Genomic DNA, 25,024 nt, shown 5'->3' with positions numbered 1-25,024 from the left:
ATGAGTATATACATGTCAAGATAGAATCGCGGCGGAGACGGACGGGCCGCATCCCACTCGGGGCGGACGGGCACGGTACAATATCTGGTTTTTGAAAGAATAAAATGAAAAGCGGACGCATCGAAGTGTGGCCGGTATGGTTGCAGGCCTCTCGGTCCACTCTGGAATCCCTACACGCTTACCTCGACCCGCAGGAGAAGGTTCGCAAGGCGAGCTTCTATTTTCAGCGCTTGAGAGATTCCTACACCCTCTCTCAAGGCGCTCTTCGCCTTCTCTTGGCGGCTTACACAGGCATGGCCCCGGGCAGGGTGCGCTTGCGTTACGGAGCGCGGGGGAAGCCCAGCCTGGCTTCTCGGCACGACCTCCAATTCAACGCATCACATTCCGGCGGACTGGCCTTGTACGCCTTCGCCGACGGCCTGGAAATCGGTGTCGACGTGGAAGAGCTGCGCCCCTTGCCGGACTACCGCGCAATCGCCAGAAGCTACTTTTGCGCCCGCGAGTGGCGGCAACTCGATCAATTGCCGGCGGAAGAACAGCAGCAAGCCTTCTTCCTCTGCTGGACGCGCAAGGAAGCCTACCTGAAGGCGGTAGGCGAGGGACTGGCCCTGCCCCTGGACAGCTTTCAGGTGACCCTGCGTCCCGGGGAAAAAGCCCGCATGGTGCAACTGGGCGACGACGAGCGGGCAGCTCGCCGCTGGACGCTCCACAACCTGGCGCCCGCGCCCGGATACGCCGCGGCATTGGCCTACCGGGCGCCGGCCCGGGAAGTGGTCCTGCATCCACCCTGCAAACCCGCCCAACTGCTGGACAGGCTGTAACGACCCAGGCCGGCCGCCACAAGCCTGGGTATTGCCTTTCCTCCCGCCAAAGCGTAGTCTGATGGCCCCAAGGAGGGTATGAGTCATGAAAAGCTTTGATCGACGCAGCGTCTGGCTGCTCCTGGTTGTTCTCTTTTGCGGCGCGCTCCGGGCGCAGCCGGAGGGGGATGAGAAGGACAAGAAGAAGGATCTGCCGCTAGAGCCTGTACGCAAGGTGGAGTTCACCACCGACGAGGTGACCTGGATGTCGCTGGACGTCTCGCCCGACGGCGAGACCATCGTCTTCGAACTGCTGGGCGACCTCTACACCCTGCCCATGGAAGGGGGCCAGGCCACCCGCCTGACCGAGGGCATGGGATTCGACAGCCAACCGCGCTACTCGCCCGACGGCCAGTGGATTGCCTTCATTTCAGACCGCGGCGGGGCCGAAAACTTATGGGTGGCCAAGGCCGACGGCAGCGATCCGCGCCAACTCTCTAAAGAGAAGTCCAATCCCATCATTTCTCCCGCCTGGATGCCCGACAGCCAGTATGTGCTGGCCACCAAGAGCGACCGCGGCGTCGACATCTACATGTACCACGTCAACGGAGGCTCAGGACTCAAGGTCACCGGCGGCGAGGAAGACGATGAGGACGGCGGCGGCGGACGCGGCGGGGGCGACCGCAAGATGGGCGCCGCCCTCTCTCCCGACGGGCGCTTCCTCTATTTCGCCCAGAGGGGCGGCGGCAGCGTTTACAACCAGATGTCGTTCGACTGGGAAATCCACCGCCGCGACATGATCAGCGGGGAAACCGACCAGGTCACGCAAACCCAAGGCGGGGCCTTCCGTCCCCTCATTTCACCCGACGGTAACCACCTTGTCTACGGCACACGTTATGAAGCCGAAACGGGACTGCGCATCCGCAACCTCGACACGGGGCAGGACCGCTGGCTCAAGTACCCGGTGCAGCGCGACGACATGGAATCGCGGGGCACCCGCGACCTTTTTCCCTCCTACGCTTTCACGCCCGACGGAGGGGCGCTGCTGGTCACTTACGGCGGCAAGATCCACCGCGTGGAGGTTGCCAGCGGCCAGTCCCGCGAGATTCCTTTCAGCGCCGACGTCTCCCTCGACATCGGCCCGCTCCTCAACTTTCAACGCAACGTCGAGGAGGGGCCGGTGCGCTCGCGGCTCATCTTCGATCCCGTACCGGCGCCGGGCGGCCAGCGCATCGTCTTTTCGGCCATGGCCAGCCTCTACGAGATGGACCTGGAGGAAGGCGCGCCCCGACGCCTCAGCCAGGACGGCTCCCACGAGTTCAAGCCGACCTTCTCCCCCGACGGGCAGTGGATCGCCTACGTGAGCTGGAACGCCGACGGCACCGGCCATATCTGGAAGCGTCCGGCGGCGGGAGGCGCGCCTCAGCGCTTGACCCGCATTCCGGCCTTTTACACCGACCCGGTCTTTTCGCCCGACGGCACCCGCATCGTGGCCCGCCGCGGCAATGCCTGGATGCGCACTCAAACGCCCAGCGAATTCGGCGGACTGCGCATCCCCCTCGACCTTGTCTGGCTGCCCGCCGAAGGCGGCGACGTCCAGCTCATCGTCCCCGCCCGCGGACTGGGTACGCCTCACTTCGGGCCCGAGGACGACCGCATCTACTTCTACTCGCGCGACGGCCTGCTCTCGATGCGCTACGACGGCACCGACCGGCGCACCCACCTCAAGGTCGTGGGACGCTCCACCCCCCGCTCCCGACGTCCGCCCTCGGCCCAGGACGTACGCATCTCCCCCGACGGGCGCTGGGCCCTGGCCCGCCTCAACCATCAGCTCTACGTCACCGCGGTGCCTCCCCCCACCGGCTCCACTCCCACCGTCAACGTCGACTCGGGAACCGTACCGGCCCAACGCCTGACCGACGTGGGAGCCGACTCCTACGCCTGGGCCGATCAGGGCCGAACCGTCACCTGGTCGATGGGATCGACCTTCTTCCGCCGTCCTTTCGAGAGCATCGACTTCAGCCCCAAGAAGAAAGAGGACGAGGACGGGGATTCGGAAGAGACTCAGGAGGAAGCCGAGCAACCGGAAGAGGCGGCTAAGAAAGACGAGGAAGAGGAGTTCGAGGCCAAGGAAGAAGGAGAAGACGTCGAGTCTTACCAGGTCGTCATCGAACTGCCCCGCTACAAGCCTGAGGGAACCGTTTTGCTGACGGGGGCCACCGTCATCACCATGGACGACGAAGAGGTTCTGGAAGATGCCGACATCCTGGTGGAGGACAACCGCATCAAAGCCGTGGGCGAAGACCTGAGCGCTCCCGCCGGTGCCCGCGTCTTCGATTTGCAGGGCAAGTACGTGGTGCCCGGGTTCATCGACACCCACGCCCACTACGAGATGCGCACCGAAGGCGTGCTGGAACTGCACAACTGGAGCTTCCTGGCCAATCTGGCCTACGGCGTCACCACGGGGCTGGACGTACAGACTTCGACCAACGACTACCTGGCTTACCTCGACATGGTGCAGGCCGGACTCATGACCGGGCCGCGCGCCCACTCGACGGGTCCCGGCGTCTTTTCCAACACCAACTTCCAGGACTACGAGTCGGCACTGCACGTGCTCGAGCGCTACAAGCACTACTACAAGAACCACAACCTGAAGAGCTACGTTGTGGGCAACCGCCAGCAGCGCCAGTGGGTGGTCAAGGCCGCCCACGAACTGGGATTGACGGTCACCACCGAGGGGGCCCTCGACCTCAAGCTCGACCTTACCCACGCCATCGACGGCTTCGGGGGCAACGAGCATTCGCTGCCCATCGTGCCCCTCTTCAAAGACGTGGTGGAACTCTTCGCCCAAACCCGCTGCGCCTACACTCCCACCCTGTTGGTGCTGTACGGAGGTCCCTGGGCGGAAAACTACTTCTACACCACCACCGAGGTGCACGACGACGCCAAGCTCAACCGCTTCGTGCCTCACAACGAGATCGACCGGCTAACCAAGCGGCGCCCCTGGTTCCGCCAGGACGAGCACGCCTTTCCGCGTCACGCCGCTGGAGCCGCTCAGATTCAAAGAGCCGGCGGGCTGGTGGGCGTGGGCGGCCATGGACAATTGCAGGGACTGGGTTATCACTGGGAGATGTGGTCGCTGGCCATAGGAGGCATGACCCCGCGCGAAGTGCTGCGGGCCGCCACCATCGACGGAGCCGAGATCATCGGCCTTCGGCCCGACTTGGGCAGCATCGCCGAAGGCAAGCTTGCCGACCTGGTGATCCTCGACCGCAACCCGCTGGAGGACATCCGCAACACCAACAGCATCCGCTGGGTGATGAAAAACGGCGAGATGTACGAGGGAGATACGATGCGCAAAGTCCATCCTCAAGAAGAAGAGATCGCCCCCTTCTGGTGGTGGACGGCCGATCCCTCCGAGGACGAGTAGAAACGGGAAAGGAGGGCCGCCCCTGGCGGGCAGGCCGTCCTTTCCCTCCCTTCCCCTTCCGCCGGCCGCTGTCCGCGTCCATTAGCTTTAGCGGACGCGTTGGACGTCCACGGTGGCGGTGAAACGCGCTTCTCCCTCCTGGAACCAGGTCCAATCCGTCGTGAAGCGGTCGGGGGAGAGGAACTCGTATTCGGCCCGGTGCATGTGACCGTCCTTTGAAGCATCGGCGTTGCCGACGTCGAGGAATTCGAAGCTGAGCTTGTCTCCCTCCAGCCCCTTGGTCGAGATCATGCGCGGCTGATTGGCGACGGCGCAGTAATGAGTCAGCGCCAGGCGCGCGCCGTCGAGATGATAGACGGTGGCCATGTCATGCTGATGGGCCTGGCCATCGACCTTGTAGTAACCGATCACGGCAGAGCCGTTGCCGGTGATTTCGAAGGTCATCTCGACCGGCTCTCCCTGACCGTTGCGGCCCGTCCACTTTCCTTCCAGCGACTTGATCTTCTCAAAGGCCTTGACGACGGCCTCAGAGGGTTGGCCGGCGTCTCCGGCCAGCGCCGGCCAAGCCTGCGCCGCCAGGGCCGTCACCAGGCATAGAAGACTAAGATTCCATTTTTTCATCACGTTCCTCCTCAAGAGTGAGCTTTCGTTTCTTTCATCCCCCAGACGAACGAACCGCCCGCCAATCGACACCAGGCCAAAAAAGATCGGCCAATCTTTTTGGTGAGACATGCCGTAAGGAAGTGAGTCGATTCATCGAATATTCATGAGATATCCGACGTATATTCGGAACGACGGGCGATGATCACTCGTCTGAGGTAGAAACGAGGGATCTGGGAGGTCGCAATGTACGGGCGGAATTATGAAAGCGATTACGCGGACTCTTCCTATTCTGATCCTGATGCTCCTGACGGCTCCCCTTCGGGCGGGGGCGGCGTCGGCTGACGAGGCCGTCTTCGCCTATTCCGAGCACTCGGCCCATACCCACGAGATGGCCGAACTGGTCTTGCACGGCGTGGAGATCTCTCAACCCAAGGCCCTGTTGGCGCCCATGGCCCAGTCGGCCCTGAAGGAAGCGCCTTCTGATCCTCTGGCCCATTACCTGGCGGCCTTGACGGCGCCCACCCCGGTACAAGCTCAGCAGGAGTTGGAGAGGGCCTACTGGCTGGCCGCTGCTTCATCCACCCCCGAACGCCATTTCATCCTGGCCCAATACCTGCGGGAAATGGGCGACGCCCCTTCAGCCATCACCCTGCTGGAGAGTCTGGCCGCCGAGCGTCCCGCTGACCGCATGATCCTGATGGCTCTCAGCCAGGCCCTGATCGATAACTCCCAGCCCCAGTTGGCGCGCGCTCATCTGCAACAAGCTCAGCGCCTCGGTCCTGACACCTCGAGAGTCTATCTGCTGCTGGCTCAAAGCTACCTGGCAACAGGCCATCCCCAGCAGGCTGGTCTTCACTTCAGGTCAGCCCTGGCGCGCATGCATCCCCAAGCCCATCCGGCCGCCGTTTACGCCGGACTGCTTCTGGCTTCGGCGGCAGAAGATGCCCAAGTGACCAGCCGAATTCTGCGCGAGTACCTGCATCGCTGCCAGGAAAACCCCTGGGGGAGCGATCCCTGGGCTCCCATCTGGATGGATTCCGAGGACCAGGCCTACTTTTACCTGGACGGGTCGTGAGACGCTACACCACCTTGAGCTTGGCGTAGCTTTGCATGAGCTTCTTGATGCCCTGGGCGAAGCGCACCGTCACCTTGAGGTCGTCGTCCTTGCTGGGCTCGACCGCCAAGACCTGCCCGCGTCCCCACTTGGGATGTTCGACCAGCGCGCCCCGGCGCAGAGACTGACCCCGCTTCTTGCGGCTCTCCAGATAGCTCTGGACTTCCTCGGCGCTGTTCAGGGTCAGGCCCTCGAAGGCCTTCTTGGGTTTGCCGGACTGGGCCGGGTAGGGCCGGGCGAAGAGGCGCCCGCTTGACCCTGGAGACTCGGCCGGCGAGCCGGAGGCGTATGAAGCCGAGTCGCCCAGCAAGGGAGAGCTGTAGCCTTCCACCAAGTCTGGAGGAATCTCGTGGAGGAAGCGGGAGGGTCGGTTGAACTCGTTAGAGTCGCTTCCATAAAAACGCCTGCGTCGCGAATAGCTGAGATGCAGCTTGCGCTCAGCCCGCGTCATGCCCACATAACAGAGCCGGCGTTCTTCCTCCACATCGTTCTCGACGACCGAGCGCCGGTGGGGAAAGAGTCCCTCCTCGCATCCCACCAGGAAAACGGTTTCGAATTCCAATCCCTTGGCATTGTGCAGGGTCATCAAGGTAACCGGCGCGCTGGCGTCGTATTCGTCGGTGTCGGCCCGCAGGGCGGCTTCGTCCAGAAACTCCTGCAAGCTGACGTCGCCGGCCTCCAGTTCGCGGGCTACGTTGACCAGTTCCTTCAAGTTCTCCAGGCGGCTTTCGGCTTCGGGAGTGGCCTCCGACTCCAGCGTCTCGACGTAGCCGCTGGCCGCCAGGATGCGTTCCAAGGCCAGTGGCAGCGGTTTTTCCAGAGCCCGGGCCGAGGTTTCGATGATGTCTCTGAAGGCGGCCAAGCAGCGGTGAGCGCGCCCGTCGAAACGCTGCTCCCGCAGCCCTTCCTGCAAGGCCGTCCAAAGACTGCCGTCATGCTCGCCGGCCAACTCCTGCAACCGCTCCAGGGTCTTGTTTCCAACGCCTCTGGAGGGCTCGTTGATGACGCGCAGCAGGGAGACGTTGTCATCGGGATTGCGGGCCAGGCGCAGGTAGGCCAGGGCGTCCTTGATCTCCTTGCGGGAATAAAAGCTGAGGCCTCCGATGAGGCGGTAGGGGATGCGGCGCTGGCGCAGCGATTCCTCGAACTGGCGGGACAGGAAGTTGGTGCGGTAGAGGACGGCGATGCGCTGCACGCCCGCCCGCTGATGCTCCTCGATCTTCCCGGCCACCCAGCGGGACTCGTCTGAGGCGCTGGCGGCCACGTAGAGGTCGATCTTGGGTCCGCTGCTGAGTTCCGTCCACAGTTTCTTGCCCTTGCGCTTCTGGTTGTTGGAAACCACCGCGCCGGCCGCATCGAGGATGATCTGGGTGGAACGGTAGTTCTGCTCCAGCTTGATCAGCCGCGTGCCGGGGAAGTCCTTCTCAAAGCGCAGGATGTTGTCGATCTCGGCGCCCCGGAACCCGTAAATCGACTGGTCTTCATCGCCCACCGCGCAGAGGTTGTCGTGGGTGCTGGTGAGGGAGCGGATCAGTTCGTACTGGGGAAGGTTGGTGTCCTGGTACTCGTCGATGAGCAGGTAGCGATACCATTCGCCGTAGCGGCTGCACAGGTCGTCGTTCTCCTGCAGAAGATGGACCGTGAGCAAGATGAGGTCGTCGAAGTCGACGGCGTTGGACTGGCGCAACACCTGCTGGTAGCGCCGATAGATCCGGCCCAGGACCTCGGAATCGGCCCGATGCCTGTCCTGGGCCAACTGGTCGGGCCCCCAGCCTTTGTTCTTGGCGTGAGAGATGACCGCGCGGGCCTCCTGGACGCGGATTCCTTTGGAGCGGTCGTCTGAAAGTCCCAGTTCCTTGTAGATGCCCTTGAGCAGGCGCTGCTGGTCATCGGTGTCGCAGATGTTGAAGTCGTTTCCGAAGCCGACCCGCTCGGCGTAGCGGCGCAGCACCCGCACCCCGAAGGAGTGGAAGGTGCAGAGCAAAGGAAGCGCGTCCAAGGGCGGCAAGAGCGACAAGACCCGGGAACGCATTTCCTCGGCCGCCTTGTTGGTGAAGGTGACCGCCAGGATCTGCTGGGGGCGGCAGGCCTGGGTGGCGATGAGATGGGCGATGCGGTAGGTGATGGTGCGCGTCTTGCCGCTGCCGGCTCCGGCCAGGATGAGCAGAGGGCCCTCTTCGTGAGTCACCGCCTCCCGCTGAGCTTGGTTGAGGTGTTCCAGCAAGGATTGGGCGGAAGTGGCCATGAAGTTAGGATACAAAAAAACGCCGGCCCCCCGCGGAGGAGGACCGGCGGTTCAAATCAGGCATCAGCGTGTCAGCTTTTATTCGGCGACCGCCTCTTGAATGAACTCGTCCATGCCGGCCGTGGAGCCGTTGTGGCGGATCTTGTAAAGCTCCTCCAGGTGCTTGAAGCACTGCCGGGCAAATTGTCCCGTTCCCAGCTTGTGGCCTCGCGCGAAGGCCTTCATGGCGTCAGGCTCGACCTGGCCGGCCTTCCAGTGGCTCATGCCGATCTTGTAATAGGCCTGAGCGACCTTCTCCTTGTCGTTGGTCATGCTCAGCACATTCTGGAATTCCCGGATGGCCCGGTTCCACTGCTGCCGCGAGAAGGCGTTCTCGCCCAGCACAATGGCGGCCGTCAATCGGTGCTCAGAGATGTACTGCCTGGTCTCGGCATTGGCCGAGGATTCCACAGCCGCATAGCCTTCCAGCGCCTTGCTGGCCCATTTGGCGGCCTCCGACACGTTGCCCGAGGCAACAGCCTGACGCATCAACTCGGTGGAAACCGCGTAAGTCGCCTCGGGGCCATAATCCTCGATGACATCGGGACCGTGCTGCCGGATCTTGGCGGCATTGCCGGTGTTCAGAGCCGAGAAGACGATGATGTAGCGGGCCTGCTTCTTAAACTCGGCATTGTCGGTCTGGCTATGCACTTTCTCGGCCCAGGATATGGCCTGGGCATACTGGCCTTGCTTGAAATACAGGTCGGCGGTCAGGTAGACGGGACCGATCTCGTCAGGTTCGACCGTTTGAAATTTCTCGGTCAGCGACGCCACCTTGTCCGCGTCCTTGTTGTCGTAGGCAGCCTGCAGGATCCGAAGGAACTCCCCCTTGACGTAGGGCAGCAAACTCGATTCGGGGAAGTCCTTGTAGAACTTGACCAGCGCGTCGATCTTCTCATCGCCTTCTTTGGAAGTCGCGTCCTGGTAGGCTGTGTACTCGATGCGGTACTGTTCCGGATCCTGCCCCTCCTGGGCCCATAGCGGGAGCACGGCCAAAACGGCCACGCCACTCAAGAGAATTGCCAACTTCAACATCTTCAAATTCATTGTTCTCAAAAGACCTCCATGGCTGACTGGACGAATCCAGCTCTTCTCTCTGCGGAACCTGAGCCGAGCGCCTTTGCCGTAGCGCCTGACGGCTCGCTTGGGTTCATAGATGCCTGAGTGTTCGGGAAGTTACCACAAAAATTCGGCTTCTTCAATCCCATTTACCGCTCAAAGGCAGACTGCGCGTGCTTTTCAAGCGATCTGCAAGACTTTGTGATTTCCCCGCAGAGGCTCGGGAAAGCACGTCGCCGGAACCTGATGGGCTAGAATCGGCCTATGTGCGGACGCTATACGCTGACCCAGACCGAGCAAATTCCCCAGGTCTTCGAAGTCGACGAAGTACGCCTGCCTCCACGCTTCAATATCGCGCCCAGCCAGATGGTTCCAGCCGTCACCTGGGCCGACCAGAACACCCGCCAACTCGACCTCTACCGCTGGGGACTGATCCCCTACTGGGCCAAGGACGAGAAAATCGGCTTCAAGATGATCAACGCCCGCTGCGAAACTGTAGCGTCGAAAACAGCTTTCCGCAACGCCTTCCAACGCCGGCGCTGCCTGCTGCCGGCGGACGGTTACTACGAGTGGCGCGCTGAAGCCGACGGCAAGCAGCCCTTTCTCTTCAGACGAAAGGACCGCTCCTTGATGGCCTTGGCGGGCCTATGGGAGCGTTGGAAGGCTCCCGACGGACATCTGGTGCTTTCCTGCACCATTCTCACCACCCGCCCCAATCCGCTGAGCGCGCTGGTGCACGACCGCATGCCCGTTATCTTGCCCCGCGAGGGCCACGGACTCTGGCTCGATCCCTCGGCCCGCCAGAGCCAACTGGAGGAATTGCTGAAACCCTACCCCGCCCAAGAAATGGAGGCGGTGGCCGTGTCGCGCAAGGTCAACTCGCCTCACAACGACGGACCCGAGGTGATGGAAGAGGTGGAGGTGGACAACCCGCCCCGGCTGTGAGGACCGGCTGCCCTGGGATGCGGCTTTGCCTGGCAGCCGCCATGCAGTCTACAATACTCCGATGGGAGGATGTACTTGACCGTCGAATCTGTTGAACGCGTCTACAACGTCTACGCGCGCGTGTACAATTTCTTGTTCAACCGGCTCCTCAGCGGCGGACGAGAAAAGGCGCCTTCCCTGCTTAATTTCTACGAGGGAGCCAAGCTGCTCGAAGTCGGGGTGGGCACGGGACTGACTTTGAGCGAGTTGCCGCGCGACATCGAGATCACGGGCATAGACCTCTCGCAGGGAATGCTGCGGGAGGCCCAAAAGCGGATCGATAAGGAGAACTGGGGGCACGTCGACCTGCGGCGCATGGACGCCGCCCGCATGGACCTCCCCGACAACAGCTTCGACCGGGTGCTGGCCGCTTATTTTGTCTCGGTGGTGCCCGAGCCGGTCGAGGTGCTCAAGGAAATGAAGCGGGTCTGCCGTCCGGGAGGCATCATCCTGGTCATGAATCATTTCACCCACGAGGTGCCGGTCATCGACACCATCGAGACGGTGCTGGCTCCCCTCTTCTACAAGGTCGGCTTCCGGACCGACCTGCGCCTGCAGCCTCTTTTCCAGGAAGCCGAACTGGAAATCGACCGCATCGTCAACATCGACTTCCTGGGCCACTGGAAGGCTGTCCGCTGCGTCAACCGCAAGTGAAACGGCTAGGGCCAGTAGTGAGCAGCCTCGCTATCGATAGCTCGGTCAGCGCTTCAGCGAGCGGGTCAACTTGGCCTGCAATTCCTTGATCTTGGCGTAGACCTCGACCTCGTCAATCAGCGTGAGCGCGCCCCTCTCGAAAACCACCTGCCCGTTGATGACCGTCATCACCACCGATTGGGCCCCCAGCGAGTAGACGATGGTGCTGTATGGATCGTAGGAGGGAACGGCCTCGGGGACGTCCTGAGACTTGATGAGGATGAGGTCGGCCTTCTTGCCCGCCTCCAGGCTTCCCAGCATGTGCTCCATGTCGACGGCTTGAGCCCCCAGCCTGGTGGCCATGGACAGAGCTTGGCGAGCGCTCAGGACGGTTGGATCCATGCTGGAAATCTTGTGCAGCTTGGCTGCGCTGTCCATCTCGTCCAGCAGGTCGATGTTGTTGTTGCTGGCGGGACCGTCGGTTCCGATCCCCACCGCCAGTCCAGCCTCCAGCATCTCAGGCACCGGAGCCACCCCCGAAGCCAGCTTCATATTGCTTTCCGGGTTGTGCACGGGCCCCACTCCGAACCGTTTGAGGATCTCGATCTCCTCTTCGTCCACCCAAACGGCGTGAGCGGCGATGACGCGGTCGTCGAGGAAGCCGATGTCGCGCAGGTAGCGGACCGGCGTGGTCCCCGCCTTCTCCCGCACCTGACGCAGTTCGTCCTGGGTTTCCGCCACGTGGATGACCAGTGGCACGTCGAACTCTTCAGCCGCCGCCTTGCAGGCCAGCAGGGTCTCGGTGGAGCAGGTGTAGGGCGAATGGGGCGCCACGGCGGGAACGATCAGAGGGTGGTCTTTCCACTTGGCCAGGAATACCTTGGCGGCGGCGATGCCTTGCTGCGGGTTGTGGGCGTCGGGGACCGGGAAGTCGAGTATGGTCTGCCCCAGAATGCCCCGCATGCCGGTCCGCGCGGTGGCCTCGGCCACCTTGCCTTCGAAGTAGTACATGTCGACATAGAGCGTCGTCCCGCCCCTGATCATCTCCATGGCGGCCAGCAAAGTGCCCCAGTAGACCATCTCTTCGTCGACGTTGGCGGCTTCAGAGGGAAAGATGTAGTTCTGCAACCAGTCCATCAGCGCCAGGTCGTCGGCCACTCCCCGCATGACCGTCATGGGGGCGTGCTGATGACCGTTGATGAGCCCCGGCAGCACGAAGTGTCCTCGCGCGTCGACGCGCCGCAGCGGCTGGATCTGCTCCGGCGCGGCGCCTCCTCCCACCTCGACGATCTCATCTCCCTTGACCGCCACATAGCCGATGGGGTGATGGGTGTAGGCCTCGTCCATGGTCAGGATGGAGCCGTTTTCGATGAGCAGATCGACGGCCAGGTCGTCCTGGGCGGCAGGCTGGGGAGCATCCTGGGGCTGTGAACCGGAGGAGCAGGCCGCCGTCGAAGATAAGAGCAGCAAGCACAAGGCGCTGAGCAGAAAACATCTATTCATGAGATGGCTCCTTGGAGGGCGGGAAGAATCATGAATCAAGGGATTCCCGGTCAAAGGGATGAGGCAGCAGGCCGGCGCTGCTGAGACGCTGACGATCTCCTTGCAGGTTGGCCAGCAGTACCGGGATGTCGCCGCACATCTCCCAGATCAGTTGGCGGCAGGCGCCGCAGGGCGCGGTCAGCCGCCGGGTATCGGCCACCACGCAGATGGCCTGGAAGTCGAGAAAGCCTTCCGAGACGGCTTTGAAGATGGCTACACGCTCGGCGCACATGGTGAGTCCGTAGCTGGCGTTCTCGATGTTGCAGCCGGTAAAGATGCGTCCATCGGCCGAGCGCAGAGCAGCCCCCACCTTGAACCGGCTGAAGCGGGCTTGGGCTTTCTCACGAGCCTCGCTAGCCAGGCGGATCAGTTCCAATTCCCTCTGGTCGGTCATCAGGCGCCCATCCTTTCGGTCCAGCTCAGCACCAGCCTGGCGAAGTCCTCTTTGACCCGCTCGGTGACTTGCAGCACCTCATCGTGAACGAGGGGCTGGTCGAGGATGCCGGCGGCCATGTTGGTGAGGCAGGAGATGCCGGCCACCCGGCGCTTCATGTGGTTGAGGGCGATGACTTCGGGAACCGTGGACATGCCCACGGCGTCGGCCCCCAGCGTCCGGCACATGCGGATCTCGGCGGGGGTTTCGTAGCTGGGTCCGCGCACGGCGATGTAGACCCCTTGCCGCAACTCGATTCCCAGTTGCCGGGCGCATTGCAGCGCCAGACGGCGAAGGTCGGGGTGATAGGGATCGGACATGTCGGGAAAGCGCTGGCCCAAATCGTCGTAGTTGTCGCCCTCCAGGGGATTGGCGCCCTGAAGGTTGATGTGGTCGGTGATCAGCATCAGTTGGCCGGGGGCCATTTCGCGGTTAACGGCTCCGGCGGCGTTGGTGATGAGGAAGTTCCGGCATCCCCACATAGCCAGGGCGCGCACGGCGAAAACCACGCGCCGCGGCTCCAGCCCTTCGTAGAGGTGGACCCGTCCCATCAGCGCGCAGAAGCGGGTGCCGCGGTGCCGGCCCCAGGCCAATTGGCCGGCATGGCCGACCACCGAGGAGACAGGGAAATGGGGAATCTCCGAGTAATTCAACCGTTCGCTCTCGACCTGGGAGGCAAAGGCCGCTCCCAGCCCGCTTCCCAGAACCAGGCTCACGTCGGGCGGGTCGCCGATGTGTCCGCGCAGGAAGCGGACGGCGTCGTTGAGTTGAGAGAGGTATTGCATGACGGCTCCCTAAGAGATGATACCGGCCAAGGTGGCGGTCATGAAGCTGGCGATGGAGCCGCCCAGCACCGCCCGCAGTCCGAAGCGGGCCAGGTCTGACTTGCGTTCGGGGGCCAGTCCGCCGATGCCTCCGATCTGGATGGCGATGCTCGAGAAATTGGCGAATCCGCACAGGGCGTAGGTGGCGATCATCTCGGCTTTGGCTCCCAGCAGGGGCTCGCCTCGGCCCGCTTCGGCGGCGTATCCCTGCATCTGGGCCATGGCGTCGTAGGCCAGGAATTCGTTGAGGACGATCTTGAGCCCGATCAGTTGGCCCACGTTGCTGGCGTCCTGCCAGGGAACGCCCATCAGGTAGGTCAGGGGAGCCAGCACATAGCCCAGTATCTCCTGCATGGTGACGGGCGTGCCGAAGAATCCCGTCACCCAGCCCAGGATGCCGTTGAGCAGATAGATGATGGAAACGAAGGCGATCAGCATGGCGCCGATGTTGAGCGCCAACTGGAGGCCTTGGCCGGCCCCGCGAGCGGCGGCATCGATGACGTTGACGTCGGTGCGCTCGACCTTCAGTTCCACCTTGCCGGCGGTCAGGGAATGCTGGGTCTCGGGGACCAGCATCTTGGCCGCCACCAGCGAGGCGGGAGCCGCCATGACGCTGGCCGCGATCAGGTACTGGGCGTTGACGCCCAGCCCGATATAGCCGCCCAGAATGGCGCCCGAGACGGTGGCCATTCCGCCCGTCATCAGCGCCATCAGCTCCGAGTCGGTCATTTTTTTGATGTAGGGGGCCACCACGATGGGCGCTTCCGTCTGGCCCATGAAAACATTGGCCGCCGCCCCCAGGGACTCGGCCCCGCTGACCGACATGAAGCGGGTCATCAGTTTGGCCATCCCCAGCACCATAACCTGCATCAGCCCCAGGTAGTAGAGGACGCTGAAGAAGCTGGAAATGAAGATGACGATGGGCAGTACCTTGAAGGCGAAGATGAAAGGCGCTCCCTCGGCCACCAGGTCGCGGAAGAGGAAGTAGGAGCCCTCATCGGCGAATCCGATCAGGGTGGTGACCGCGTAGGAGACGGTTTCAAGCGCTTTCTGGCCGAAGGGGATCTTGAGCACGAAGATGGCGAAGATCAACTGCAGCACCAGCCCCCAAAACACCGTCCTCCATTTGATGGCGCTGCGTTTGGTCGAGAAGAGGTAGGCCAATCCCAGCAGAAAGGCGATGCCGACGAGTCCGATAAGTCTGTCCACTATTCGATGACCTTGTGAATCAGCGGAGGAGCCTCGACGCTCTCCGGCGAAATGCGGAAGGCGCTTTCCAGTTCCCTGAGCGCCGCCTGCAGCCGGTCTTCCTCGTCGTAGTGGAGCAAGGCCAGGGCTTCGCCTTCCGCCACGGGGTCGCCCACCTTCTTGAGCATCTCGATGCCCACCGCCGGATTGATCTTGGAATCCTTCGTTTGGCGTCCGGCGCCCAGCAGCATGGCCGCACGTCCCACCGAAGCGGCGCGGGCTTGCTGCAGGAATCCGGACTGCGGGCCAGTATACTGGAATTCGGAGCGCGGTCCAGGCAGGCGGGAGGTATCGTCCACCACCCGCGGGTCTCCGTGCTGCTTCTCGATCAGCCGCTGCAGGGAGCGCAAGGCGCGTCCGCTGCTGATCTGCTCCCCGGCCAGGCGGCGGGCCGAATCCAAGTCCTCGGCCAATTCCGAGAGCCAAAGCATGTAGGCGGATAGCTCGATGCACAGCCGGCGCAGATCCTGCGGGCCTTGGCCGCTCAGGACCTCGATGCACTCGCGAATTTCCAGGGCATTGCCCACCGTCCGGCCCAGCGGCTGGGACATGTCGGTGATCAGCGCCACCACCCTCTTGCCCAGTCCCCGGCCGGCCTCGGTCAAGGCCCGCGCCAGTTCTTCAGAACGGTCCAGGGTCTTCATGAAGGCGCCGTCGCCGGTCTTGACGTCGAGCACCAGGGCGTCGATGCCTTCGGCCACCTTCTTGGAGATGATGCTGGAGACGATGAGCGGAATCGACTCCACCGTGGCGGTCACGTCGCGCAGTCCGTAGAGGATGCGGTCGCCGGGCGTGAACTCGTCGGTCTGGCCGATGAGGGCGAAGCCTTCTTCTTCCACCAGGCGGATGAAGCGCTGCAGCGAAAGGTCGACGCGGAATCCCGGGATCGACTCCAGCTTGTCGAGAGTGCCGCCGGTGTGTCCCAGCCCCCGTCCCGAGATCATGGGGACGCGTCCGCCCGCCGCGGCCACGATGGGGGCGATGACGGGCGAGGTCTTGTCGCCGACTCCGCCGGTGGAATGCTTGTCGACCTTGAGTCCGCTGATGTGGGAGAGGTCGACCGTGCGTCCCGAGTCGATCAGGGCCCGCGTCAGGGAACGGGTCTCCTCGGCGTTCAGACCGTTCAAATAAGCCGCCATGAGCCAGGCGCTGATCTGGTAGTCGGGAATCTTGCCTTCCACGACTCCCGCCACCAGCCCCTTGATCTCTTCAGGCAGGTTGGCCTCGCGGTCGCGCTTTTTGCGGATGATCTCGACGACGTTCATTTTTCCCGTTCCAAGTTGCGGACACAAAAAACCCGAGCAGGCCTCGCGGACTTGCTCGGGCGGTAAAGGTCGTAATCAGGAGTCGCCAGCCGCCTCAGCGACGCGACTTCTTGCGGGCGCGTTTGCGGGCCAGGGCCTGCTTCAGGCGCTTCTTTTCACCCGGCTTCAAGTAAAAGGAATGCTTTTTGATATCCTTGATGATATCTTCCTGCTGGACCTTTCGCTTGAAGCGGCGCAGGGCGCTTTCGAGAGATTCGTTGTCTCCCACGTGAACTTCAGCCAATGCTCTCACTCCCCTCTTTCAAAGGATAGGCCTCCCCGCGGGGAAGCGTCTTTTTCGCAAACTTGAAAGATAGCAAACCCCCGGCCCCGCGGTCAAGGACGGGCGGGGCGAGCGGACGCATGCTATCATGCCTCGCCGGGACGGGCTGCGGCGACTTGCCAAGGAGAACTCGCCTTCGGAGAAACGCATTGCGATGAAGGAAATCCACAAAGCCGTGATTCCGGCCGCCGGAATGGGGACCCGCTTCCTGCCCGCCACCAAAGCCATTCCCAAAGAGATGCTGCCCATCGTCGACAAGCCCACCATTCAATATGTGGTGGAAGAGGCGGTGGCCTCGGGCCTTCAGGACTTCTGCTTCGTGACCTCGCAGGGCAAGAGCGCCATCCTCGATCATTTCGACTACGACTATCAGTTTTCCACCGTGCTGCGCGAGCAGGGCAAGACCGACCTGCTGGAGATGGTGGAAAGCCTCTCCAACATGATCACCATCTCCTCGGTGCGCCAGAAGAAACCGCTGGGGCTGGGGCACGCTGTGCTGGTGGCCCGCCCTTACGTGGGCGACGAACCTTTTGGCGTCTTTCTGGGAGACGACATCATCCATTCCGCCAAACCCGGGATGCAGCAACTGATCGAGGTCTTTCAGGAGAAGCAGGCCAGCGTGCTGGCGGTGTTCGAAGTGGAGCCGGAGGCCGTCTCCCGCTACGGCATTCCCGCCGTGGAGCCGGTGGAGGGCAACCGGCGCCTCTTCCGCATCACCGACCTGGTGGAGAAGCCCCGGGTGGGGGAAGCGCCCTCCAATCTGGCTATCATCGGGCGCTACGTCCTCACCCCCGGCATCTTCGACGCTCTGGAAAACACTCCTCCCGGCAAGGGCGGCGAAATTCAATTGACCGACGGACTGCACAGACTGCTGCGCCAGGAACCCGTTTATGCCTACAGGTTCGAGGGCACCCGCTACGACGCCGGCAACAAACTGGAATATCTGCAAGCCTCCATCGACTTCGCCCTTGAGCGGCCCGACCTGGCCGAGGATCTGCGCCGCTGGCTGCGGACGCTGCAACTTTGAGCGCTTCCGCCACGGATGCGCCGGACCACCGAATCACTCATAATAGGACTCGACATATCATGCTCGACCGAATTTTCATACGCGAAAACCTCGCCAGCGTAGCTGAGAGGCTGGCCCAGCGCGGCTTCGATCTCGACCAGGACGCTTTTAGCCAATTGGACGAAGAAGAACGCCGCGTCCGCTTGCAGTGGGAAGAACTCCGGGCCAGGCGCAACAAGACCAGCGAGCAGATCGCCCACGTCAAACGCTCCGGCGGCGACGCCTCTTCTCAAATCGCCGAGATGAAGGAGGTCGGCGCCCGCATCAAGGAACTGGACGGCCAACTGGAGCTATTGGACCAGAGCATGGAGTCCTTCCTGCTCAACGTCCCCAACCTGTGTCACGACTCGGTGCCGGTGGGCGAAGATGAGAGCGCCAATGAAACGGTGCGCAAGTTGGGCACGCCCCCCGCCTTCGACTTTCCCGTCAAGGATCACGTCGAACTGGGCGAGGGATTGGGCATCCTCGACCTGCAAAGGGCCGGCAAGATAGCGGGCGCCCGGTTCGCCGTCTATTACGGCGCAGGCGCCCGGCTGGAACACGCCCTGGCCCGCTTCATGCTGGACGTCCACAGCAAGGAAAACGGCTACACCGAGGTGCTGCCGCCCTACATCAACAACCGGGAGGCCTTCTTGGGCACGGGACAGCTCCCCAAATTCGAGGCCGACCTCTTCAAGCTGCAGGGGCACGAATACTACCTGGTCCCCACGGCCGAGGTTCCGGTCACCAATCTGCTCTCCTCAGAAATCATCGAGGAGGAGAGGCTGCCCATCAGCCTGACCGCCTACACGCCCTGTTTCCGCAGCGAGGCCGGATCTTACGGCAAGGACACCCGCGGACTCATCCGCCAGCATCAGTTCAACAAGGTGGAATTGGTCAAGTTCGCCCGTCCCGATGATTCCTACCAGCAACTGGAAAAGCTGACCGCCGACGCCGAAGGCATCCTGCAAAGGCTGGAGCTGCCCTACCGGGTGGTGACGCTGTCCAGCGGAGACACGGGCTTCAGTTCCGCCAAGACCTACGATTTGGAGGTTTGGATCCCCAGCCAAGACACCTACCGGGAAATCTCTTCCTGCAGCAACTTCGAGGACTTCCAGGCCCGCCGCGCCGGCATCCGCTACCGGCCCGCCGAGGGCAAGAAGAACCGCTACCTACACACCCTCAACGGCTCTGGGCTGGCCGTGGGAAGGGCTTGGGTAGCCATCCTCGAGAACTACCAGGAAGCCGACGGCACCGTAGTGGTTCCTGAAGTCCTGCGTCCCTACATGGACGGACTGGAGCGCATCACCGTCGAGAACGGGCTCAAGATTTGATGACGGAAAAAACCCTCAGGTTCAACCTGGACAAGGAAAACGTCAATCTGAGCTATTACCGCCAGATCAAGGGGCAGCTCTTGAGCGCCATCTACTGCGGCAAGATCCAGGAGGGCGACCGCCTGCCCTCCATCCGCGAGCTGGCCGACGACCTGGACGTCAACTACAAGACCATCCGAAAGATCTACGTCCGCCTGGCGGAGGAGAACTACATCGAAATCGTCAAGGGCAGCGGAGCCTTCTTGCAGAAGAAGAGCGGGCGCGAGAGCTACCAGCAGATGCGCTCCAAGGCCATCTTCAAGCTGCTCGGCGAAGTCAGCGAACGAGCCAAGAGCCTGGGACTGAAGCCTTCCAAGTTCTCCCGCCTCTACAACAGCTTCGTCAACGGAACCGACTTGCGCAAGCTCAAGCTGGCGGTCGTCGATCACAGCGAGGAGGCCTTCATTTTTTCGCGCGAACTGCAAATGAGGCTCAACGCCGAGGCCTTTCCCGTCAACCTGGAGGGCCAGCCCAGCGAAGAGGAGGAACGCTTTCTCAAGGAAGCCGATTGCCTGCTCACCACGAGCTGGCACCTGGACGAGGTCACCCGCCTGGCCGACAGCTTGAAGAAACCGCTGCTGGAGATCAAGCCGAGCCACGCCATATACACCGAAATCCTCAGCGAGGCTCAAGACCGCAATACCGCCATCGTCATCCAGGACGAGAAAACCCTGCACGCACCCTGGGAGGTCTTTATGAACATTTTTCATCCTTCCACCGACAAAAAGTTCTGGATCGCTCCCATCGACCGCGAGGATCTGATCGAGAGAATCGTGGAGGAAGCCGACGTGATCTTCGTCTCGCCCATGTGCTGGGACGAGATGCGCAAGCGGACACCCGCCGAGCGGGAGCTGAAGACTTACGAAAACGTGATCTCGGATGAAACCATCGACGGCCTCAAGCAGATGCAACTGCTGGGTTGAGGGACGGCCCGGGAGGAGGGACATGAAGGAACGCGACAAGGCGCTGGAGCGAGTCCGGAAGGGAATCCAGGACGCTCCCAAGGCCGAACTGCACCTCCACCTGGAAGGATCCATCAACGCCGCCTTGCTGCAGAGGCTGGCGCGCAAATACGACAGCGAACTGAAGGGCCTCTCCCAAAAAGAACTGCGTGAAAAGCTCTTCACCTATGATGACTTCGCCGATTTTCTCTCCACCTACAAGACGGTTTGCCAGCATCTGCGCCAGGCCGACGACTACCTGCTCATCCTCGACCACCTTGCCGACTACTTCCGTGAGCACAATATCCGTTACGCCGAAATCATCCTGGCGCCCTCCATTCCCCACCGCTTCGGATTCGATGCCGAGGCCATCGTGGAGGCGGTTCTCGAGCGGAGCGCCGCCATCGAAGCCGAGGCCCGCGTCAAAATACGCTGGATCTTCGACTGCGTGCGCCAATGGGGAGCCGACGAGGCCCGCCGCACGGCCGAGTGGGCGGTAGCCAACCGGCGCAAGGGCGTGTGCGGGCTGGGGCTGGGCGGCGACGAGAACTCCCTCCCGCTGAGCGAATTTCAAGACGTCTTTCTTTGGGCCAGGGCCCACGAGCTGTTCATCCACGTCCACGCCGGCGAAACCGGAGGGCCCGAACAGGTGTGGGACGCCCTGCGGATTCTGGGCGCCAACCGCATCGGCCACGGCATCCAGGCGGCCCGCGACGGACGCCTGATCGAGTACCTGCGCGGGCACGCGGTGGGACTCGATGTGTGCCTGACCAGCAATCAGGCCACCGGGGCCTGGAGTCCACTGGTCAACAACCCCTTCGGACTTCTTTTCAAGCGCGGTCTGTCGGTCAGCCTCAATACCGACGATCCCGGCCTCTTTCAGACCTCGCTGACCGACGAGTTCCTTCTGGCCGTGGAGCACTTCGACTTGGGCAGGGATGGCCTTCACCGTCTCATCCTGCAGAGCGCCCTTTCGGCCTTCCTTCCTCACGGCGAACGCATGGACCTGATGCAGGAATTCACAGATGCCCTGGCCCAATCCGACCTGGGGTTCGCCGACTACCAAGTCCGCGGCTGAAAGCGATCATCCGGCGCCATTTTTTTCGGCCTCATCCTTGACAAGCCCGCAGGGCCATCTTAAATCACTAAACGTAGTCGGAAGCAAGCAGTTTTAAATCATTCCTATTTACAGGAGGATAAGAATAAATGACTTTAACGAGAATCCGTCGCCAATTGCCATACCCGAATTCGCCCTTTCGTCTCTTCGACCAGGCCTTTCCCAGCCTGGAGCCGGGACGTCATCGTCCCGAAGCCTCCAAGGGCTGGCTGCCGGCCGTCGACATCCACGAGGACTCCGAGGGCCTGACCTTCACCACCGAGGTGCCCGGCTTCACCAAGGAAGACCTCAATATCTCGGTTGAGGACGGCACCCTCACCCTTTCAGGAGAGCGCAGCCGTCAGCAGGAGGACGAAGGCCGTCACTTCCATCGCGTTGAGCGGTCCTACGGGCGTTTCGAGCGCAGCTTCACGCTGCCCACCAACGTCGACCCCGCGGGAATCAACGCCTCCCTCAAGAATGGGCTGCTGACCATCTCCATCCCCAAGCGGGAAGAGGCCAAGCCCCGCCAGATCGCGGTAAACGCCCAATAGGGACGCAATGACATCACTCTCAGATAGATCGAGGAGGAAGACGAAATGACCAACTTGATGAGGACCAACGACGTACAGAAATTCTTCGACGAGGCTATCGGGAACTTCTTCAACCGCAGCTTTCCCGAAGTGTCGCGCGGTTGGAGACCGGCCGTGGATGTAGCCGAGGACGCAAATTCCATGACCTTCACGGCCGAGGTGCCCGGCTTCGAGAAGAACGACATCAACATCTCCGTCGAGGACGGCGTGCTCAGCATCTCGGGCGAGCGTTCGCTCGAGCGCAAGGACGACGAGTACCACCGCATCGAGCGCCGCTACGGACGCTTCGAGCGCAACTTCACGCTGCCCCGCAACGTCGATCCCGAGAAGATCAGCGCCAATCTCAAGAACGGTCTGCTGATGCTGACGCTGCCCAAGCGGGAGGAAGCCAAGCCCAAGCAGATCGACATCGAAGTCCATTAGAACGACCCTCGGTTTCCACAGAACCGATTCGGGTCCGTCTTGGCAGAGGAGACGCGGCGAGCCGCGTCTCCTCTTTTTTTTGTGTCTGGACACAGGCGCCCATTCGTCTCCGCCAGTGCTTTTGCAAAGCCTATCTTTTTGGAACGAACCAGCTTGTGACGACGTTTGTTCTGGCGAATCCGGATGAGACGAAAGCACCGACGTGAAGGCCGGCATGACCTCTCGTTTTAGCGAGGCGAAACCGGCCTGCGTCCTTCCTACATCCTGATCTCGCCCGTGGAGGAACAACCGTAACAAGGAGGAGGCCAAATATGAAGCTGTTGAGCAAAAGCACGGCTCTGCTAGCTGTTGTTCTGCTGGCGTCCGGCTGGATGCTGGCCGCCGAGAAGACGATTCAATACTCCACCGATTCCCAGCAAGCGATCGAACTGGTGGAAGAGATTACTCATGGGATCGAGAACTTTCAGCCGGGTCCGACTCTGGCGGCCAAGGCTCAGGAGCTGCTGCAAGCCGCTCCCGATTGGGGATTCGCCCACATGGTCGCCAGCCAGTTCCAACCCAACCCCCAAGCCCAGGAAATGCTGGCCAAAGCCGACGAGCTCTCCGAGAGCATGACCGAGGGCGAGAAGCTCTATCTCAAGGGAGCCAAGTTTATCCGCGGCCAAAGCGCTCCCGATGCCCTCAAGGCCTTCCAGGAGATGGCACGGCTCTATCCCGATGAGCGTCGGGCCCACATGCTGGTGGGTCAACTGGCCATGGGCACCGATCCCGATACGGCCTGCCGGGCCTTCGACCGGGCCTATGAACTGAACCATGACACGCCCCGCATCTTTTTCTTCAAGGGCAACTGCCAGATGGTCGACGGCAGGTACGACAAAGCGCGCAAGACCTACGCCAAGGGAATGGCCAAGGCAGACGGTTTCGCTTTCGGACTGCACTTCGGCACCATTCTGTCGCGGGTCCATCAAGGCCAGACCGATCAGGCCCTCAAAGCCGTCGACGAGGCTCTCGAGGGCTATATGGCGTCGCCCAACGTCCAGAACTTCCCGCCCGTGTTCATTCACAACATGCGTGCCCGCATCAATCTGGAGGACGGGCGCCTGGAAGCGGCCATGGCCGACTACGAGAAAGGTCTGAAGTCGTTGGAGGGATCAGGACTTCCCGAGCAACAGATGCAGACCTGGGTGGGACGCTACCATCACGGCCGCGGACGCACTCTGGCCAAGATGGGACGCCATGAAGAGGCCTGGGCCGAGGCCGAGTGGGTGCGCGAGGCCATGGACGAAGGCGGTTCCGCAGCCGCTCAGTTCGAGCCCGCCTACCACTACCTGGCCGGTTACCTGAAACTGGAGGCCGGCGACTACAAGGCCGCCATCGACCACCTGGAACAAGCCGCCAACAACGATCCCTTCCACCAGACCCTGCTGGCGCGCGCTTATCACAAGGACGGCCAGAACGAGAAGGCCCGCGAGGCCTACCAACGGGCCGCCGCCATCACCACGGTCAATCTGGAGCGCGCACTCTCCCACGAGGAAGCCGTGCGCATGGCCGAAACCTTGAGCACCACGGATTAGTGCAGTGCGGCGAAGTTTGAGCCACCCTGTCGCGTTGTTCCACGCTTTCAGATGCGTTGGGACCTTGGCCGTCTGAAACCCAGGGTGGCGCCGCCGTGTCGCTCGCGCTCGCCGGGGCTGGGCTGGCGAATCTGTCCCTGTCAGGGACAAAAGCGGAGGGCCCCGGCTCAATAAAGATCAGTGCAATGCGCCAGAATCTTGAGTCTCGGGAGGGGAAACCCGAAGGAGAGAAGGGCGTTCCAGGCTTTTGCAGAGAGGCTGAAAGAGGCTGGATGGCTTGATGTACGCCCTTCTCTTCTCCAAGTCTTCCAGGATCGTTGGCAGGAGCTCCTGGAAGGTTATGTGCGGGACTTTAGCAAGCGCCTCTGACATTTTTCCCGGCGACCTGGGAATTCCTCGATTCTTCCCACTACAAATGGCGGCGGAGATATCGGCAGATGTGCCATCCGTCCAGGTATTTGAAGGGGAAGCGGGCGGTCGTGTAGTGACCGCAGGGCAGGTAGGCCACCTCGGGGCGTCCTCCGTAGCGGCGGTAGGCTTTGAAGACCTCCTCGCTCATTTCGGGCAAGAAGGTCAGGTCATAGCGGGCCGAGATGAGCAGGTGACGGCGCCTGTCGGCCGCCGCCCGCTGCACGTAGGCCATGGGACTGATGGGAGCCCAGCAGCGGCGCAGGTCTTCCAGGCTGACGCGGCCTTCCAGACCCCGGCGAACATAGCGGGTGGCATTTCCCTGCCAGACCACGTCGGCGAACCATCCCGAGACGAAGTTGAAGACTCCCGTCTTGAGAAGCGGTTCGTGGAGGAAGCTCAGGTAACCCACGCATGATCCGATGCTGGTGCCCATCACGCCGATGTGCCGGTAACCTTTCTCGCCCAGCAAGTGAACGAGACGCCGGGTTTCGAGCACGGCCTGGCGGACGGCGTGGATGGTGCGCCCGATGTTGGGACTGACCATGTAGTCGGCCCGAACCATGCCCTGGGGGCGCCGGTGTTCATGAAAAGGCAAGGCATGTCGCACCGCCGTGATTCCCAGCTTGCTGAGGACGCGGCACAACCCCACGTGACTCTCTTCGTCGGCGTTCCACTGGGGCAGCACCACCACCGCCCGCCGTGAAGCCGGCGCCTCGAAGACGCGGCAGCGCACGCGGTTGTTCTGCTCCAGCAGGCAGTCGGCGGGGGACTCGAACTCGAGATGGTCGCCGCGCTTGGCCCAGCGTCCCCTGACGTGCTCCTCCGGGAGGGCGAAAAAGGCTTCCGAGTCGCTGAGCGAGTCCTGGGCCAGATCGAGCAGCACCTGCAAGGGGGGCCGGCCGTTGCCTTCCATCCCCAGCCATTCCAGTCCCCACTCGAAGGGATAGACCTTGCGGTGGGTGTCGCGCTGCGTCAGCACCCGTTCGCGCCAATGCATGATGCGCCCGTAGAGACTCATGACAGCGTC

22 protein-coding genes are annotated in these 25,024 nt (G+C 62.3%); 12 read left to right on the top strand and 10 right to left on the bottom strand.

What is annotated here, in order from left to right:
* The first annotated feature begins 104 nt into the window (after window positions 1–104).
* Together VLU25_20725 and VLU25_20720 are read left to right on the top strand one after the other, a co-directional pair.
* Entirely contained in the window at window positions 105–821 is a 717-nt protein-coding gene (locus VLU25_20725; protein HSR70367.1) for a 4'-phosphopantetheinyl transferase superfamily protein, read from the top strand.
* A gap of 85 nt (window positions 822–906) precedes the next feature.
* Complete coding sequence (locus VLU25_20720; protein HSR70366.1) at window positions 907–4,230, top strand: amidohydrolase family protein; 3,324 nt, start codon at window positions 907–909, stop codon at window positions 4,228–4,230.
* A gap of 87 nt (window positions 4,231–4,317) precedes the next feature.
* Here VLU25_20720 and VLU25_20715 read toward each other — a convergent pair whose 3' ends face one another.
* On the bottom strand, window positions 4,318–4,851 hold the full coding sequence (locus VLU25_20715) for a hypothetical protein (GenBank protein ID HSR70365.1): 534 nt from the start codon (window positions 4,849–4,851) through the stop codon (window positions 4,318–4,320).
* A gap of 241 nt (window positions 4,852–5,092) precedes the next feature.
* Between VLU25_20715 and VLU25_20710 the strand changes: the two genes are divergently transcribed.
* Window positions 5,093–5,908, top strand: coding sequence for a tetratricopeptide repeat protein (locus VLU25_20710; GenBank protein HSR70364.1), 816 nt, complete (start codon window positions 5,093–5,095; stop codon window positions 5,906–5,908).
* Between the two features lie 4 nt (window positions 5,909–5,912).
* Here the strand turns inward: VLU25_20710 and VLU25_20705 are convergent, their stop codons facing one another.
* Window positions 5,913–8,192: a UvrD-helicase domain-containing protein gene (locus VLU25_20705; protein ID HSR70363.1), complete on the bottom strand. Its 2,280-nt coding sequence runs from the start codon at window positions 8,190–8,192 to the stop codon at window positions 5,913–5,915.
* 78 nt (window positions 8,193–8,270) lie between these two features.
* The gene (locus VLU25_20700; protein ID HSR70362.1) at window positions 8,271–9,266 is read right to left on the bottom strand and encodes a tetratricopeptide repeat protein; all 996 of its coding nucleotides are present in this window, start codon (window positions 9,264–9,266) and stop codon (window positions 8,271–8,273) included.
* Window positions 9,267–9,554: 288 nt separating this feature from the next.
* On the opposite strand from VLU25_20700, the gene VLU25_20695 reads away from it, so the two are divergent.
* Together VLU25_20695 and VLU25_20690 are read left to right on the top strand one after the other, a co-directional pair.
* Window positions 9,555–10,235: an SOS response-associated peptidase gene (locus tag VLU25_20695; GenBank protein HSR70361.1), complete on the top strand. Its 681-nt coding sequence runs from the start codon at window positions 9,555–9,557 to the stop codon at window positions 10,233–10,235.
* A gap of 75 nt (window positions 10,236–10,310) precedes the next feature.
* A complete protein-coding gene (locus tag VLU25_20690; GenBank protein ID HSR70360.1) occupies window positions 10,311–10,928 on the top strand; it encodes a methyltransferase domain-containing protein in 618 nt (205 codons plus the stop codon).
* A 45-nt stretch (window positions 10,929–10,973) separates the two neighbouring features.
* Here the strand turns inward: VLU25_20690 and VLU25_20685 are convergent, their stop codons facing one another.
* The 6 genes from VLU25_20685 to rpsU all read right to left on the bottom strand — a co-directional run bounded on the left by VLU25_20685 (window position 10,974) and on the right by rpsU (window position 16,502).
* Window positions 10,974–12,410 carry an amidohydrolase gene (locus VLU25_20685; GenBank protein HSR70359.1) on the bottom strand — a complete coding sequence of 479 codons (1,437 nt, stop codon included), beginning with the start codon at window positions 12,408–12,410 and terminating at the stop codon, window positions 10,974–10,976.
* A gap of 28 nt (window positions 12,411–12,438) precedes the next feature.
* Window positions 12,439–12,843 (bottom strand): cytidine deaminase, encoded by a 405-nt coding sequence (gene cdd / locus VLU25_20680; GenBank protein HSR70358.1) that lies wholly within the window; start codon window positions 12,841–12,843, stop codon window positions 12,439–12,441.
* Window positions 12,843–13,667, bottom strand: coding sequence for a purine-nucleoside phosphorylase (locus VLU25_20675; GenBank protein HSR70357.1), 825 nt, complete (start codon window positions 13,665–13,667; stop codon window positions 12,843–12,845). The genes cdd and VLU25_20675 overlap by 1 nt, the downstream gene beginning before the upstream one ends.
* A gap of 9 nt (window positions 13,668–13,676) precedes the next feature.
* Window positions 13,677–14,915, bottom strand: coding sequence for a NupC/NupG family nucleoside CNT transporter (locus tag VLU25_20670; GenBank protein ID HSR70356.1), 1,239 nt, complete (start codon window positions 14,913–14,915; stop codon window positions 13,677–13,679).
* Window positions 14,915–16,219, bottom strand: coding sequence for a thymidine phosphorylase (locus VLU25_20665; protein HSR70355.1), 1,305 nt, complete (start codon window positions 16,217–16,219; stop codon window positions 14,915–14,917). Before VLU25_20665 ends, VLU25_20670 begins: the two co-directional genes overlap by 1 nt.
* A 94-nt stretch (window positions 16,220–16,313) precedes the next feature.
* Complete coding sequence (rpsU, locus tag VLU25_20660) at window positions 16,314–16,502, bottom strand: 30S ribosomal protein S21 (protein HSR70354.1); 189 nt, start codon at window positions 16,500–16,502, stop codon at window positions 16,314–16,316.
* Between the two features lie 193 nt (window positions 16,503–16,695).
* Between rpsU and galU the strand changes: the two genes are divergently transcribed.
* From galU to VLU25_20625, 7 genes are all read left to right on the top strand, one after another.
* Window positions 16,696–17,568 (top strand): UTP--glucose-1-phosphate uridylyltransferase GalU, encoded by an 873-nt coding sequence (gene galU, locus VLU25_20655; protein ID HSR70353.1) that lies wholly within the window; start codon window positions 16,696–16,698, stop codon window positions 17,566–17,568.
* Window positions 17,569–17,627: 59 nt separating this feature from the next.
* Complete coding sequence (serS, locus tag VLU25_20650) at window positions 17,628–18,920, top strand: serine--tRNA ligase (GenBank protein ID HSR70352.1); 1,293 nt, start codon at window positions 17,628–17,630, stop codon at window positions 18,918–18,920.
* Window positions 18,920–19,882: a GntR family transcriptional regulator gene (locus VLU25_20645; GenBank protein ID HSR70351.1), complete on the top strand. Its 963-nt coding sequence runs from the start codon at window positions 18,920–18,922 to the stop codon at window positions 19,880–19,882. The genes serS and VLU25_20645 overlap by 1 nt, the downstream gene beginning before the upstream one ends.
* Before the next feature lie 22 nt (window positions 19,883–19,904).
* On the top strand, window positions 19,905–20,978 hold the full coding sequence (gene add / locus VLU25_20640; GenBank protein HSR70350.1) for an adenosine deaminase: 1,074 nt from the start codon (window positions 19,905–19,907) through the stop codon (window positions 20,976–20,978).
* Between the two features lie 128 nt (window positions 20,979–21,106).
* On the top strand, window positions 21,107–21,550 hold the full coding sequence (locus VLU25_20635; GenBank protein ID HSR70349.1) for an Hsp20/alpha crystallin family protein: 444 nt from the start codon (window positions 21,107–21,109) through the stop codon (window positions 21,548–21,550).
* 45 nt (window positions 21,551–21,595) lie between these two features.
* The gene (locus VLU25_20630; GenBank protein HSR70348.1) at window positions 21,596–22,012 is read left to right on the top strand and encodes an Hsp20/alpha crystallin family protein; all 417 of its coding nucleotides are present in this window, start codon (window positions 21,596–21,598) and stop codon (window positions 22,010–22,012) included.
* Window positions 22,013–22,323: 311 nt separating this feature from the next.
* Window positions 22,324–23,586, top strand: a complete 1,263-nt coding sequence (locus VLU25_20625; GenBank protein ID HSR70347.1) for a tetratricopeptide repeat protein — start codon at window positions 22,324–22,326, stop codon at window positions 23,584–23,586.
* Between the two features lie 409 nt (window positions 23,587–23,995).
* On the opposite strand, the gene VLU25_20620 is transcribed toward VLU25_20625, so the two are convergent.
* Window positions 23,996–25,015, bottom strand: coding sequence for a hypothetical protein (locus tag VLU25_20620; GenBank protein HSR70346.1), 1,020 nt, complete (start codon window positions 25,013–25,015; stop codon window positions 23,996–23,998).
* Between the last annotated feature and the right edge of the window lie 9 nt (window positions 25,016–25,024).

The organism is Acidobacteriota bacterium (assembly GCA_035471785.1).
Lineage (GTDB): Bacteria > Acidobacteriota > UBA6911 > RPQK01 > DATIPO01 > JANQFM01.
This window is presented reverse-complemented; position numbering and strand designations above follow the sequence as displayed.